13 protein-coding genes and 1 pseudogene are annotated in these 14,168 nt (G+C 72.5%); 11 read left to right on the top strand and 3 right to left on the bottom strand.

Annotated elements, in window-relative coordinates; all coding sequences use genetic code 11:
* Positions 1 to 299 precede the first annotated feature (299 nt).
* The gene (locus tag ACFYYR_RS24410) at positions 300 to 1,676 is read left to right on the top strand and encodes a hypothetical protein (RefSeq protein ID WP_388857615.1); all 1,377 of its coding nucleotides are present in this window, start codon (positions 300 to 302) and stop codon (positions 1,674 to 1,676) included.
* A 28-nt stretch (positions 1,677 to 1,704) separates the two neighbouring features.
* Here the strand turns inward: ACFYYR_RS24410 and ACFYYR_RS24405 are convergent, their stop codons facing one another.
* Positions 1,705 to 2,694 (bottom strand): ATP-binding protein, encoded by a 990-nt coding sequence (locus tag ACFYYR_RS24405; RefSeq protein ID WP_388857321.1) that lies wholly within the window; start codon positions 2,692 to 2,694, stop codon positions 1,705 to 1,707.
* Between the two features lie 100 nt (positions 2,695 to 2,794).
* Between ACFYYR_RS24405 and ACFYYR_RS24400 the strand changes: the two genes are divergently transcribed.
* Positions 2,795 to 3,616: an oxidoreductase gene (locus ACFYYR_RS24400; RefSeq protein WP_388857319.1), complete on the top strand. Its 822-nt coding sequence runs from the start codon at positions 2,795 to 2,797 to the stop codon at positions 3,614 to 3,616.
* 323 nt (positions 3,617 to 3,939) lie between these two features.
* On the opposite strand, the gene ACFYYR_RS24395 is transcribed toward ACFYYR_RS24400, so the two are convergent.
* Positions 3,940 to 4,776, bottom strand: coding sequence for an HAD family hydrolase (locus tag ACFYYR_RS24395; RefSeq protein WP_388857317.1), 837 nt, complete (start codon positions 4,774 to 4,776; stop codon positions 3,940 to 3,942).
* A gap of 443 nt (positions 4,777 to 5,219) precedes the next feature.
* On the opposite strand from ACFYYR_RS24395, the gene ssd reads away from it, so the two are divergent.
* The 7 genes and pseudogenes from ssd to ACFYYR_RS24360 form a co-directional block, all read left to right on the top strand.
* Positions 5,220 to 6,347, top strand: a complete 1,128-nt coding sequence (ssd, locus tag ACFYYR_RS24390; RefSeq protein ID WP_388857314.1) for a septum site-determining protein Ssd — start codon at positions 5,220 to 5,222, stop codon at positions 6,345 to 6,347.
* Positions 6,344 to 7,528, top strand: coding sequence for a TadA family conjugal transfer-associated ATPase (locus ACFYYR_RS24385; RefSeq protein ID WP_388857311.1), 1,185 nt, complete (start codon positions 6,344 to 6,346; stop codon positions 7,526 to 7,528). The genes ssd and ACFYYR_RS24385 overlap by 4 nt, the downstream gene beginning before the upstream one ends.
* Before the next feature lie 35 nt (positions 7,529 to 7,563).
* Positions 7,564 to 8,463: a type II secretion system F family protein gene (locus ACFYYR_RS24380; RefSeq protein ID WP_388857612.1), complete on the top strand. Its 900-nt coding sequence runs from the start codon at positions 7,564 to 7,566 to the stop codon at positions 8,461 to 8,463.
* Entirely contained in the window at positions 8,460 to 9,269 is an 810-nt protein-coding gene (locus tag ACFYYR_RS24375) for a type II secretion system F family protein (protein ID WP_388857308.1), read from the top strand. The genes ACFYYR_RS24380 and ACFYYR_RS24375 overlap by 4 nt, the downstream gene beginning before the upstream one ends.
* Before the next feature lie 114 nt (positions 9,270 to 9,383).
* A complete protein-coding gene (locus ACFYYR_RS24370; RefSeq protein WP_388857609.1) occupies positions 9,384 to 9,581 on the top strand; it encodes a DUF4244 domain-containing protein in 198 nt (65 codons plus the stop codon).
* Positions 9,568 to 10,011, top strand: a complete 444-nt coding sequence (locus tag ACFYYR_RS24365; protein ID WP_388857304.1) for a TadE family type IV pilus minor pilin — start codon at positions 9,568 to 9,570, stop codon at positions 10,009 to 10,011. The genes ACFYYR_RS24370 and ACFYYR_RS24365 overlap by 14 nt, the downstream gene beginning before the upstream one ends.
* A pseudogene (locus ACFYYR_RS24360) lies at positions 10,008 to 10,457 on the top strand (Rv3654c family TadE-like protein); the annotation flags it as partial. The gene ACFYYR_RS24365 and the pseudogene ACFYYR_RS24360, both read left to right, overlap by 4 nt.
* Positions 10,458 to 10,584: 127 nt before the next feature.
* Here ACFYYR_RS24360 and ACFYYR_RS24355 read toward each other — a convergent pair.
* The gene (locus ACFYYR_RS24355; RefSeq protein ID WP_388857301.1) at positions 10,585 to 13,221 is read right to left on the bottom strand and encodes a DEAD/DEAH box helicase; all 2,637 of its coding nucleotides are present in this window, start codon (positions 13,219 to 13,221) and stop codon (positions 10,585 to 10,587) included.
* Positions 13,222 to 13,275: 54 nt separating this feature from the next.
* On the opposite strand from ACFYYR_RS24355, the gene bldG reads away from it, so the two are divergent.
* Both bldG and ACFYYR_RS24345 read left to right on the top strand, forming a co-directional pair.
* Positions 13,276 to 13,617 (top strand): anti-sigma factor antagonist BldG, encoded by a 342-nt coding sequence (bldG, locus tag ACFYYR_RS24350; protein ID WP_014178436.1) that lies wholly within the window; start codon positions 13,276 to 13,278, stop codon positions 13,615 to 13,617.
* A 90-nt stretch (positions 13,618 to 13,707) separates the two neighbouring features.
* Positions 13,708 to 14,154: an ATP-binding protein gene (locus ACFYYR_RS24345; RefSeq protein ID WP_351508044.1), complete on the top strand. Its 447-nt coding sequence runs from the start codon at positions 13,708 to 13,710 to the stop codon at positions 14,152 to 14,154.
* Positions 14,155 to 14,168 lie beyond the last annotated feature (14 nt).

Here is a 14,168-nt window from a genome sequence, read left to right as displayed (position 1 = left end):
CCGTCTCCTCCGGGGCTGCGCGGTCGCGGTCTCGCGGCCGTGGGTCACGGCGTACAGCGGCGGGATGGCGGAGCGCCGGGTCCGGAGTGGTGCTGTCCGACTCAACGTTCCTCAACTCTCGGTAAATGAATCGTAATCCAGAGTAAAGAACGAGCGGTTGCTATCTCCATGAATACGCTGGTCTTTGCGCCTATTGAGTGAATTTGTATGACAGTCAGCTTGTCGTACAAATCCTCCGGCCCGGTCATGCGACGTTGGCGGTGCTGTGTCGGACTGGACAAGCCTCAGGAAAGAGGTGGCTGATGGCAGCCGCATGGAGAGTCGTTCTCGGTGTTGTCACCCCGGCGATGGCCCTCGCGGTCACCGGTTGTTCGAGCGGTGTGGCGCCGAAGCCGGGAGCCGGTGAGGCGCAGGAACGTTCTGCCGCACCCAAGGGGGCGGCTGCCGAAAAGGTCAGAATCATCGGTGACGGGTCGACAGCCGACACCGGACGTCAGCCCAGCCAGCCCGCCGCGCGCAGGATGCGGCCCGGCGAGGAGCCCCCGCAGTTCGTCGTCTTCTCCTGGGACGGCGCGGGGGAGGACAGCCAGAAGCTGTTCTCCCACTTCCGCGATGTCGGCAAGAAGTACGACGCGAGGATGACGTTCTTTCTGAGCGGCGTGTACATGCTTCCGGAGGAGAAGCGGAGGATCTACGCCCCGCCCGGGCACTCCGCCGGCGCCTCGGACATCGGCTTCAACAACCTGAAGGGAATCAGGGACACCCTGGCTCAGATCCGTCAGGCCTGGAAGGAGGGGCACGAGATCGGCACCCACTTCAACGGGCACTTCTGCGGAGCCAACGGTGTGGGGACCTGGTCCACGGAGGAGTGGAAGAGCGAGCTCGAGCAGGCCGAATCCTTCGTCAAGAAGTGGCGGACCCACACCGGCCTGAAGAACGAGAAACCGCTGCCCTTCGACTACAGCAAGGAACTCGTCGGCGGCCGCGCACCCTGCCTGGAGGGCCAGCGGAATCTGATCCCCGCGGCCAAGGCCATGGGGTTCCGATACGACGCCAGCTCCTCCGGCGGCCGTCAGGTCTGGCCGGGCACCATCGACGGGATCTGGGACTTCCCGCTCCAGGAGGTGCCCATGCCCGGCCGGGCGTTCGAAACCCTCTCGATGGACTACAACTTCCTGGCGAACCAGTCGGGGACAGTGCACGGGGACCCCGCACGGCACGGTGCCTGGGGGGAGCAGATGCGCAACGGGCTGCTCTCGGCCTTCTCCCGGGCGTACCGCGGCAACCGCGCGCCGCTGTTCATCGGCAACCACTTCGAGTCCTGGAACGGCGGCACGTACATGCGGGCCGTCGAGGACACCATCAAGGCGGTCTGCCCTCGGGAGGGCGTCCGCTGTGTGACGTTCAAACAGCTCGCGGACTGGCTCGACGCCCAGGACCCGAAGGTGCTTGACCGGCTCCGCACCCTGGACGTCGGAAAGAAGCCGAAGGGCGGCTGGGAGACCTTCCTCGACCGGCGCACTCCCGTACCCCGGAAGACCCCGCCCCGGAAAACCTCGCCCCGGAAAACTCTGCCCGGGAAGACCGCTCCGCGGAAGACGGCCCCCGGGAAGGCGGTATCCGGGAAGGCGGCCTCCGCGGAGCGCCGGGGAGCCGGGATTCTGGCCCAGGGGTAGCGCCCGGGGTGGCGGTCGCGCCCGGGGATCAGACGGGCTCGGTGGCCGTGCGGCTCTCGTCCAGTACGAAGGAGGGGTCGACCTGGGCCGCCAGGTCGGCCCCGGTTCTCGCGTTTCCCCAGCTCTGTGCGTTCTTGAGGTGGAAGTGCACCATCTGCCGGGTGTAGCGGTCCCAGTCGCGCCGCTCGTAGGCGGCGTCAGCCGTTCCGTGCAGCGCCTCCAGCGCCTGCCGGGTGGCGGGTTCGAGCGCGTCGAAGCGTGCGGGGCGGCCCTTCTCCATCGCCCGCACCCAGTCGGAGTGACCGACCGTCACGAGCAGGTCGTCGCCCACTTCCGCCCGGAGGAAGTCGACGTCGTCCGGTCCCTGCACCTTGTTGCCGACCACCCGCAGCGCCACCCCGAAGTCCCGGGCGTACTCCTTGTACTGGCGGTAGACGGCGATGCCCTTGCGGGTCGGCTCGGCCACCAGGAAGGTCATGTCGAAACGGGTGAACATGCCGGACGCGAACGAGTCGGAGCCCGCCGTCATGTCGACGACGACGTACTCGTCCCGCCCGTCGACGAGGTGGTTGAGGCAGAGCTCGACCGCGCCGACCTTCGAGTGGTAGCAGGCGACCCCGAGGTCCGACTCGGTGAAGGGCCCGGTCACCATCAGCCGGACGTCGGAGCCGTCCTCGAGCTGTACGGGCCGGGCGCAGGCGGCGTAGACCGGGTTCTCCTCACGGACCCGCAGCAGACGGGAGCCGTGGCCCGGAGGCGTGGTTTTGATCATGGTCTCGGCCGTGGGGATCCGCGGATTGGAGCCGCGCAGATAGTCCTTGATCAGGGGGAGTTCCGCGCCGAGGGCGGGCAGCTCGGCGGCCTCCCGCTCGTCGATGCCGAGGGCCGGGGCGAGGTGCTGGTTGATGTCGGCGTCCACCGCGATCACCGGGCGGCGCTCGGCGGCGAGATGACGGATGAACAGGGAGGACAGGGTGGTCTTGCCGCTGCCGCCCTTCCCAACGAAAGCGATCTTCATGTTCACCAAGGGTAGGCAGGTGTCGCTCAGGGTGAACGGAGGTGGTGAGGAAGACCACTCCTTCGAGGGGGGTGGGCCGTGAGTGCGTAGGGTCGGGCGCATGGGTACCAAAGCCGATCCGCTGGCCGCTCTCAGTGCGCTCCCGGGCGTGGCCGACTCCGTGGACTCCGTACGCAAGGCCGTGGACCGGGTCTACGGCCACCGGGTGATGCGGCGTCGCAGCAACGAGATCACCTCGGAGGCCGCACTGCGCGGAGCGCGCGGTTCCGCGGCGCTGGCCGGTGCCGACTGGGCGCTGGAGGAGGTGCGGCGGCGCAGCGACTTCGGCGGCGAGGGCGAGCCCCGGACCGTGGGTGCGGCGCTCCGGCTGACCGCGGAGGCGGGGCAGCTGCTCAGTGTCTGGCGGCAGTCGCCGCTGCGGACGCTCGCGCGGCTGCATCTGGTGGCGGCCGGGGGGTCCGCGCCGGAGGGCACGGTGGGCCGTCCGCGGCTCGAGGGTGAGCCGGTGGCCGAGCCGCTGGTCGAACTGCCCCTGCCGGATGCCGACGAGGTCGCCGGTCGGCTCGACGGGCTCGCGGAGCTCCTGCTGGCGGGAACGGAGGCGCCGGCGCTGGTGACGGCCGCGGTGGTGCACGGCGAGCTGGTGGCGCTGCGGCCCTTCGGGTGGGGCAACGGGCTGGTGGCGCGGGCGGCGGAGCGGATCGTGCTGGTCGGCAGCGGACTCGATCCGAAGTCGATCTGCCCGGCGGAAGTGGGGCACGCCGAGCTGGGGCGGGCCGCGTACGTCGCGGCCCTGGACGGTTACGTCTCCGGTACCCCGGAGGGCATGGCGGCCTGGATCACCCACTGCGGGCGGGCCGTGGAGCTGGGAGTCAGGGAGAGCGCGGCCGTGTGCGAGGCGCTGCAGCGCGGCGCGGCCTGAGTCGACGGTCCGGCCGGCGCGGCCGGTGACGAGTTGCGGCGGTACCCGCTGGGGGTACCGCCGCTGGCATGTCGGTCCGGTTACCAGTGCGTGCTCGTTTTTTGCTCATCAGGTCGGGTTCTTTGCCCGTCACCTGGTGCAGCTGGCCCGTAATCGACGGGTCGGCGTCGCGTGGGTGCCCGACTTTCATGCTCCGGTCCGTGGGGCCTTGATGCGTTGAGGAAGATCCTCCCGGATATCCCTGGTCTCGCGGGCCGTTGACTCCTTTCTACTCCTGGGTGTCCGGAAGCGGAACCCCTGGCTGCATATCTTTACTGTCGGCTTCACATGTGGGCATAAGCCGCACGGCGTCGGCCCGCGTACCAGACCAGGCCGGCGGTCGCGGCTGCCGCGCCCACCGCGGCGATGGCCGCGAGGACGGGTCGGGGCGGCAGGGAGAGCGACGGGAGCCGCTCCCTCAGTCGCACCGGACGGCTGAACGAGAGCACGGGCCAGCCCCGGGCCGCCGCCTCCCGGCGCAGCCCGCGGTCGGGGTTGACCGCGTGCGGGTGGCCGACTGTCTCCAGCATCGGGATGTCGGTGACGGAGTCGCTGTACGCATAGCAGCGGGCGAGGTCGTAGCCCTCGCTCTCGGCCAGCTCGGCGACGGCCTCTGCCTTGGTCGGCCCGTAGGCGTAGTACTCGATCTCGCCGGTGAACCGGCCGTCCTCGACGACCATGCGGGTGGCCACGACGCGATCGGCGCCGAGCAGCTCGCCGATCGGTTCGACGACCTCGGCGCCCGATGTGCTGACGATCACCACGTCCCGTCCGGCGGTGTGGTGCTCCTCGATCAGCGATGCGGCCTCGTCGTAGATGATCGGGCCGATGAGGCCGTGCAGCGCCTCCGCGACAATCTCCCGCACCTGCTGTACATCCCAGCCTTTGCAGAGGGCGGAAAGGTACTCGCGCATCCGCTCGGTCTGGTCGTGGTCGGCCCCTCCGACGAGGTACACGAACTGCGAGTAGGCGGTGCGCAGTACGGCCCTGCGGTTGATCAGGCCACCCTGGTAGAAGGACTTGCTGAAGGCCAGCGTGCTCGACTTCGCAATCACCGTCTTGTCGAGATCGAAGAAGGCGGCGGTGCGCGGCAAGAGGTGATTTTCCACGAGGCAGAGCATAGGGGCCCGCCATTCGGCGTAAGCTGTGGCGCGTGGGTTTGCCTGAGAAGGCTCTCGGGTACACCATGGAAGTCACGGATCGTTCGCGACCGTGCTAACCCGGTCCGACTCCTCCCCCCCCGAGTCGGCCGTGGGGACGACCCCCGCTCTCCCCCCCGGCGGGGGTCGTCGCATGTCCGGACGCGTTTTCGCATTTCCTTTCCGGATCTTCTCCCTCCGCTCTCTCTCGCCGAGCACGCTCTTCGTCTGTCATGACGCGTAACGCATCGTAATCGTTGCGATGCGGAGGGGAAGTCACCGGTATAGGTGACGGGGATATTCACAACCCGCAAGTAGTCCACAGTTTCCGACCAAGATCCACATGATTTCCCGGATCGCCGCACGGTGATTACCCGCGAAGTTCGCGGATGTGAGAGTGCGATGCGAGAGAGGGGGCGGAGACCGTGGCCGGATCCATTGGTTCACAGGGGCCGCAGACCGCCGGAGGGCAACCGCGGCGGCCGCTGATCGTCACGGAGGACGAAGCGCTGCTGGACGACCTGTTGCGCCTGTGTGCCGCGGCGGGTGCGGAGGCGGAGGTCTCCCATGGAGTGCCCGCGCAGCGGGGCAGTTGGGAGACGGCTCCTCTGGTCCTGGTCGGTGACGACGCCGCGCACCGGCTGCGGGGCACGGCGCGCAGAGCGGGAGTGCTGGTCGTCGGGCGGTGCCTCGACGACCAGGCCGTCTGGCGCCGCGCCGTGGAGATCGGTGCGGATCAGGTGCTGGCCCTGCCGGATGCCGAAGCCTGGCTGGTGGAGCGGATCGCGGACGCGGCCGAGAGCGTCGGTCGGGCGCTGACCGTCGGGGTGATCGGTGGCCGCGGCGGCGCGGGGGCGAGCACCCTGGCCTGCGCTCTCGCTGTGACCGCGGCCCGCGCCGGGCGGCGCACGATGCTGATCGACGCCGATTCGCTGGGCGGCGGGCTGGACGTGCTGCTCGGCGGAGAGCGGACGGAGGGACCGAGATGGCCGGCCTTCGCCCAGTCGCGTGGCCGACTGGGCGGCAGCGCGCTGGAGGAAGCCCTGCCCGAGCTGCGCGGAGTGCGGCTCCTGAGCTGGGACCGCGGCGATGCGGTGGCCCTGCCGCCCGAGGCGATGAGTTCGGTCCTGGCCGCGGCGCGCAGGGGCGGCGGGGTGGTCGTCGTCGATCTGCCGCGGCGCGTGGGTGACGCGGAGGCGGAGGCGCTGGCACAGCTGGACCTGGGTCTGCTCGTGGTGCCCGCGGAGCTGCGGGCGGTTGCCGCCGCGCACCGGGTGGCGGCCACGATGGGCACGGTGCTGGACGATCTGCGCGCTGTGGTGCGGGGGCCGTGCGGTGCCGGCCTGCACAGCGAGGAGATCGCCCGGCTGTTGGGGATCCCGCTGGCCGGGGAGCTCGCCCCGGAGACCGGGCTGTCGTCCGGCGGAGGTGTGCCGCCCGGCAGCAGTGTGCGGGGGCCGCTCGCGCGGTTCTCCGCGGACTTCTGGGAGCGGGCCCTCGCATCCGGAGGCGGGGCCGCGCCCGCCGGGCGCCCGGGAGGTGGCGTCGGATGACGGTGACGAGCCGGGCCACGGATGTGGCGGTGCCCCTGGTGGACGCGGTGCGGCTGAGGCTGGCCGAGAGCGGGGCCGAGCCCACTCCGGCAGCGGTGGCGGCAGCGTTACGCGCGGAAGGGCGGCTGCTGGGGGACACCGAAGTCCTGCGCGTGGTGACGCGCCTGCGGTCCGAACTCGTGGGCAGCGGGCCACTGGAGCCGCTGCTCGCGGAGCCGGACGTGACCGACGTCCTGGTCACCTCCCCGTCCGAGGTCTGGGTGGACCGCGGGCGGGGGCTGGAGCGGTCCGCTGTGTCGTTCCCCGACGCGGCGGCGGTCCGTCGGCTCGCCCAGCGGCTTGCCGCGGTGGCCGGGCGGCGGCTGGACGACGCACGGCCGTGGGTGGACGCCCGGCTGCCGGACGGCACCCGGCTGCATGCGGTGCTGCCGCCGGTGGCCGTCGGCTCGACCTGCCTCTCGCTGCGGGTCGTACGGCCCAGGGCGTTCGGGCTGGCCGAACTCGTGGACGCGGGGACCCTGCCGCCCGGCGGGGAGCGGCTGCTGCGGCAGATGCTGGAGTCCCGGCTGTCCTTCCTGATCAGCGGGGGGACCGGATCGGGCAAGACGACACTGCTCAGCACGCTGCTGGGGCTGGTCGGTCCGGACGAACGGATCGTCCTGGCCGAGGATTCGGCGGAGCTGCGGCCCGACCACCCCCATGTGGTCCGCCTCGAGGCGCGGCCCGCGAACCAGGAGGGGACCGGCCGTGTCACGCTGCGGGATCTGGTCCGCCAGGCACTGCGCATGCGGCCGGACCGGCTCGTGGTGGGCGAGGTCCGGGGCGCGGAGGTCACCGACCTCCTCGCCGCCCTGAACACCGGTCACGAAGGCGGCTGCGGAACGGTGCATGCCAATGCCGCGGCGGATGTGCCCGCCCGGCTGGAGGCGCTCGGTTCGGCGGCCGGACTCGACCGGGCCGCGCTGCACAGCCAGTTGGCAGCCGCTCTGTCGGTCGTGGTGCATCTGGTCCGGGACCGCACCGGACGCCGGCGCCTCGCCGAGGTGCATGTGCTCGAGCGGGACGGGGCCGGGCTGGTCCGAACGGTGCCGGCCGCTGTCTGGGGTGCCCAGGGCTTCGCGCGCGAGCGGGGCTGGGAGCGGCTCGGCCGGTTGTGCGCCCGCGGCGGTGATGCCTGGTGACCGGCGGCCTGATGACCGAGGGGGCGGTCACCGGCATGAACACCGGCCCGGCGTACGCGGCGGTGCTCTGTGCGGGCCTGGCCGCGCTGCTGCTGGGCGGGCGGGATGCGGAACTGCGGAGAGCCCGGCTGCTGTTCGCCGACGGCGGTGGCACGGCCCCCGGCCACCTCCGGCTTCCCGGGCCCTGGGAACGCTGGGCGATCGAGGCCCGCAGGCGCTGGAAGTCCCTGCCGGTCGGGCAGCCCGGACCGGAGCTGTGGTGCCTGCCCGTCGGGTGTCTGGTGGCGCTGCTCGGCGCCTCGGTGCTGCCCCTGCCGGCGGCGGTCGTCGCCGTGCCCCTGGTGCGCCGGTGGCTGCGGAGCCGGGAGCGGAGGCGGGCCCGTGACGCCATGGCGGCGCGCGTGATCGAGCTGTGCGCCGGGGTGGCGGGCGAGTTGCGTGCCGGGCGCCAGCCCGACGAGGCGCTACGGCTCGCTGTCTCCGGGGCTCTCGGAACGGCGGAGGGCACGGTGACGGCCGCCGCGCGCTTCGGCGGCGACGTACCGGCGGCGCTGCGGAAGGCCGCCCGGCAGCCGGGGGCCGAGGGGCTGCTCGGGGTCGCGGCGTGCTGGCAGGTGGCTGCCGACAGCGGAGCGGGGCTGGCCGCCGGGCTGGAGAGGGTGGCTGACGCCCTGCGTGCCGAACGGGCGCAGGGCGAGGAACTGGAGGCCCAGCTCGCCGGCACGCGGGCGACGGCGGTGATGCTGGCTCTCCTGCCGCTCGTCGGGCTGCTGATGGGCTCGGCGCTCGGCGCCGAACCGCTGCGCGTGCTGCTGCACAGTCCCGCCGGCTGGGTCTGCCTGCTGGTCGGCGGAGCGCTGGAGTACGCGGGGCTCGTCTGGACGGCCCGTGTCGTACGGGCCGCGTCGGGCCGACGCGGAACGGGGGCCGGATGACCGGCGAGGGGACCGTGGCCCTGGCGGGAGCGGCCGCAGCCGGCGCCGTGGCCGTCCGGATCTCGGTGGCGGTGGTCCGCCGCCGGCGGGAGCGTGCGGTACGCGGACGGCTCGGGCGGGTCTTCGGCTCGGGCGACGTGGCGCCGCGTCGGCAGCACCGTCTGCGGGAGTGGTTCGCCGCGTCGGCGGGGCGCCCCGGCCGTGCTCTGCGGGAGCGGTGGTTCGTACCGGCCGTCGGACTGACCGGCTTCGTCCTGGTGGGCGGAGTGCCGGGGTGCCTGGTCGGCGCCGTGGCGGCGTACGGCGTGCACCGATGGCGGCGGAGCCGCTCGGTGCTCGCCGTGACGGCGGAGGGCGACGAAGCCGTGTCCCGTCAACTGCCCATGGCCGCAGACCTGCTGGCGGCATGTCTGGCTGCCGGAGCGGGGCCGTGCGAGGCGGCGGACGCCGTCGGGAGGTCCCTCGGCGGCCCGGTCGGTGACCGGCTGGCGCGGACCGCTGCCGAGCTGAGGCTCGGCGGCGAACCCGCCACGGCCTGGGGCCGGCTCGGCGCGCTCGCCGGTGCGCGCGGACTGGCGCGCTGCTTGGAGCGAGCCCAGGCGACAGGAAGTCCCGCGGTGCAACCGGTGACCCGGGTGGCGGCGGAGTGCCGGGCCGAACAGGCACGGACGGCGACGGCCAGGGCGCGCCGCGCCGGTGTGCTGGCCACCGCGCCGCTGGGGCTCTGCTTTCTCCCCGCCTTTCTGACGGTCGGTGTGGCCCCGGTGCTCATCGGCCTGGCAACCGGCTTGCTGAACGGCCACTGACGGGTGGCGAGGAGAGGGCTCGGCGTGCGGCGGCGCCACAGACCTGGTGGCGACGGCGCAGCGACGACGGAAACGGAACCGGACCGGAAGAGGGAACCGACGATGGGTGCAGAGATGTTCACGAGGCTCGGTGCGCGGTGGCGGAGGCTGCGGTGCGCGCGACGGGACCAGGGGATGACGACGGCCGAGTACGCGGTCGGGACGGTCGCGGCGTGCGGATTCGCTGCCGTCCTCTACAAGGTGGTGACCAGCGGGGCGGTCTCCGGGGCACTCCAGTCGATCATCGGAAAGGCGCTCGATGCGCCGTTCTGACCGAGGGTTCGTGACGGCCGAGGCAGCGGTGGTGCTGCCCGCGCTGGTGCTGTTCGCCATGGCGCTGCTGTGGGGGCTGATGGCCGCCGCGGCCCAGATCCGGTGTGTGGACGCGGCGCGGGCGGGAGCTCGCGCCGCCGCCCGATCCGAACCGCCGGAGGCCGCACTGGCGGCCGCCCGGGCGGCCGCTCCACGGGGAGCGGAGGTGGCCGTGGAGCGTGAGGGGGATCAGGTACGGGTGCGGGTCGTGGCGCCCACAGCGGGGCCTCGCGCGCTGTCCCTCAGCCTTCGGGCGGAGGCCGTGGCGCTGTCGGAGGACCGGAGGACGGGGCCCGGGGCCGGAGCGGGAGCCGGCGCCACTCGATCCTTACCGGGTCCGGCCCCTTTCCCGGGCCCGAGCCACTGGCCCAGTGGGGTGGGATCCGTATGAGGACCTGGCCGAGGGATCGGATACGGGAGCGAGGCCGTGACGGCCGGGGCCCGCAGCCGGACCTGGGGAGAAGTACGGCGACCGCGGCCGGCCACAGGCCGGCGACCACGACCGGTCGCGGGCCGGCGACCACGACCGGTCGCGGGCCGGCGACCACGACCGGTCGCGGGTCGGCGGCCGGGACCGTCGTGACCGACCGTGGGTCGGCCACGGTGTGGACGGTGGTGTTCACCGCGGCGCTCTGTGCGGTGTTCACCGCGGTGCTGGGCATGGGAGCGGCGGTGACCGTACGCCACCGGGCGGGCGGAGCCGCGGATCTGGCCGCACTGGCGGCCGCCGATCATGCCCTGGAAGGTCAGGAGACCGCCTGTGCCATCGCACGGCGGATCGCGGTGGCACAGGGCGCACGGGTGGTCCGGTGTGCCGTGGCCGGAGAGGTCGCCGATCTCACTGCGGAGGTGCGGGCCGGGCCGTTCAGCTCCCGGATCCGGTCGCGGGCGGGCCCCGCGCCCGGGCGAACCGTGCCTGTCCTCCCCGCTCCACCGCACGCCCGGCGAGCCGGGTGGCCCGGAGCTACGCCTGCTCGCCGGAGTCTCCGGGATGTCCGGAGCCTCTCGGCCGACCGGAGTGCCCCGTCGTTGGCCCCGTCTGCGGCCCTGTCCGTGGCCCGGCCGGTGGGCCCGTCGAAGGCCCTGCCGGCCCACCGGCTGCGTCCGTCGGGGCCGAGGCCGCCCCCGCGGCCTCGCCGGACCGCGGTGCATCCTCCGGCAGATCCTCCGGCGCCGCGGAGAGGAGTGTGGCGAGCAGCCGTACGGCGGCTCGCTTGTGGAGCGGGTCGTTGCCGTTCCCGCACTTCGGGGACTGGATGCAGGACGGGCAGCCGGCCTCGCACTCACAGGAGGCGATGGCCTCCCGGGTGGCCCTCAGCCAGCGCTCCGCGGTGTGGAAGGCGCGTTCCGCGAACCCCGCCCCGCCCGGGTGGCCGTCGTATACGAAGACCGTGGGCAGAAGGGTGTCCGGGTGCAGCGGCACCGAGACCCCGCCGATGTCCCAGCGGTCGCAGGTGGCGAAGAGCGGCAGGATCCCGATGGAGGCGTGCTCGGCGGCGTGGAGGGCCCCCGCCAGCTGCTCCGGGGCGATCCGGGCGGCGTCGAGCTGGTCCTCGGTGACCGTCCACCAGACGGCTCGGGTGCGCAGGGTCCGGGGCGGCAGGTCCAGCTTGGTCTCGCCCAGCACCTCGCCCGTGACGAGTTTGCGACGCAGGAAGGAGACGACCTGATTGGTGACCTCGACCGAACCGAAGCACAGCCGGGAATCGCCCCAGGGGATCTCGGTCGTGGTGTCCAGAACGGAGATGGCCGTGGTGTCGCGGGCGGTGGTGCTGTACGGCGGGTTGGACTCCTCGACGAGGGCGACGGAGTCGTGGAGATCGAAGTGCTTCACCACGTAGGTGCGCCCCTGGTGGAGGTGGACCGCGCCGTCGTGGACCGTGGTGTGGGCAGCGGCGGCGTCCACGGTGCCCAGCAGGCGCCCGGTCGCCTCCTCCACCACGTGGACGGGGTCGCCGCCCTCGCCCCGGATGTCGGCCAGGTCGGCCGCCCGTTCGCGACGCGGCCAGTGCCAGGCGGTCGCCCGCCGCCGCAGCAGCTTGCGCTGTTCCAGCTGCGGTATGAGATCCGGAGCGGCCGGACCGAAGAGTCCCAGGTCGGCCTCGGTGAGCGGGAGCTCGGCAGCCGCCGCACACAGGTGGGGAGCGAGCACATACGGATTGTCCGGGTCGAGCACCGTGGACTCGACCGGCCGCTGGAAGAGGGCCTCGGGATGGTGCACCAGATAGGTGTCCAGCGGGTCGTCGCGGGCGACGAGGACCGCGAGTGCCCCCTGCCCCGCCCGGCCCGCCCGGCCGGCCTGCTGCCACAGGGACGCCCGGGTGCCGGGGTAACCGGCGACGAGCACCGCGTCGAGCCCCGCGACGTCCACACCCATCTCCAGAGCCGTGGTGGCCGCCAGCCCCAGCAGCTCCCCGGAGTGGAGGGCACGCTCCAGGGCGCGGCGTTCCGCCGGGAGGTAGCCGCCGCGATAGGCCGCGACCCGGCCGGGCAGGGACCGGTCGACCGCCGCCAGCCGCTCCTGGGCGATCAGGGCGATCAGCTCGGCCCCGCGCCGTGACCGGACGAAGGCCACGGTACGGACGCCCTGGACGGCCAGGTCGGTGAGCAGGTCCGCGGTCTCGGCGGTGGCGGTGCGCCGCACCGGCGCGCCCTGTTCGCCGTGGAGCTCGGTCAGCGGCGGCTCCCACAGGGCGAACACCAGCTCACCGCGGGGGGAGGCGTCCTCGGTGACCTCGGCCACCGGGACGCCCGTGAGCCGGGAGGCGGCCCGAGCCGGGTCCGCCGCGGTGGCGGAGGCGAGCAGGAACACGGGCTCGGAGCCGTAGCGGGCACAGACGCGGCGGAGCCGGCGCAGGACCTGCGCGACATGCGAACCGAACACCCCGCGGTAGGTGTGGCACTCGTCGATCACGACGAAGCGCAGCGCCCTCAGGAACGACGACCAGCGGGGGTGGGCGGGGAGGATGCCGCGGTGCAGCATGTCGGGGTTGGTCAGCACGTAGTTCGCGTACTGGCGCACCCATTCGCGCTCCTCGACGGGTGTGTCGCCGTCGTACACCGCGGGGCGCACGGCGGTGCCGAGCGGCGCCGCGAGCTCTGCGACGGCGCGCTTCTGATCGGCGGCGAGCGCCTTGGTCGGGGACAGGTAGAGGGCGGTCGCCCCTCGCCCGTTGGGGGCCTCGGAACCGTCGAGGAGCGTGCTGAGCACCGGAGCCAGATAGGCGAGCGACTTCCCCGACGCGGTGCCGGTGGCGACCACGACGGAATTCCCGCGCAGAGCGTGCTCGACCGTGTGCGCCTGGTGCTCCCACGGACGGTCGATCCCGGCCTTCCGGATGGCGTCGACGACCTCGGTGCGGATCCCCTCCGACCAGTCCGCATGACGGCCCGCACGCGGGGGCAAGTGCTCCGTATGAGTGATGCGCACAGCCCGATCGGCCCCGGCTGCGAGACGGTCCAGGACCGAGCGCGGGGATGTGCGTACGCCCGCAGAACGCGGGAGTTGATTGTTGGCCATCGGCACCGAGTGTGTCACTGGCGTGACGGAGAATGGACTCAAGGCGTCGTGCGCGCCTGCTGGTAAGTGATTGAATGCCATCGCGGCTGCCGATCCATGGGGGGCGACCGCTCGATGCAAGGTGCTGGAGGATCCGTGGACCTGTCCCTGTCGACCCGGACCGTTGGCGACCGCACGGTCGTCGAGGTCGGTGGCGAGATTGATGTATACACCGCGCCCAAGCTGCGCGAGCAGCTGGTCGAGCTTGTCAACGACGGTAATTATCACCTCGTCGTGGACATGGAGGGCGTCGACTTTCTCGACTCCACCGGGCTCGGCGTGCTGGTCGGTGGCCTGAAGCGGGTGCGTGCCCATGAGGGCTCGCTGCGCCTGGTGTGCAACCAGGAGCGCATTCTCAAGATCTTCCGCATTACCGGTCTGACCAAGGTGTTCCCGATTCACACCTCGGTCGACGACGCTGTCGCAGCCACCGACTGACGGCAGCGTTTCCCGCGGAAGCCACTGGGGGGACCGGGCGATCCTGCCCGGGCCCCCTGAGATGTACGCCCGTACGACCGAGGGGATGGCATGGCCACCGTCGAACTACTGTTCAGCGCGTTGCCCGAGCATGTCCGGACCGCCCGTCTGGTGGCGGCCGCGGTCGCGCGCCGAGCCGGGGTCGACGAAGCGGTGCTGGACGAGGTGCGCCTCGCCGTCGGTGAGGCCTGCACCCGGGCCGTGAGCCTGCACCAGAGCAATGCCGTGTCGGCTCCCGTCAAGGTCGTGCTGATCGAGGACGAGAAGAAGTTCTCCATCGAGGTGGGCGACGAGGCGCCGCACGCCGTCTCGGGCGCGGTCCCCGGAGCCCGCACGGGCGGGGACGGTGGCGCCGAGGACTCCGCCGCCGAGGAAGAGGACGAGATGGGCCTGGCGGTCATCAGCGGCCTCGTCGACGACGTGGAAGTGTCCACGGGTGAAGCAGGCGGGCTCATCCGGATGAGCTGGCCCGCGACCCCCGCGACCATGCTTCCGTAGCCCGAGCCCGAGCC

Origin of the sequence: Streptomyces sp. NPDC001922, from assembly GCF_042891165.1 — a bacterium.
Taxonomy (GTDB): domain Bacteria; phylum Actinomycetota; class Actinomycetes; order Streptomycetales; family Streptomycetaceae; genus Streptomyces.
Note: the sequence above shows the minus strand (reverse complement) of the source record. Positions and strands in the feature narration are given on the sequence as shown.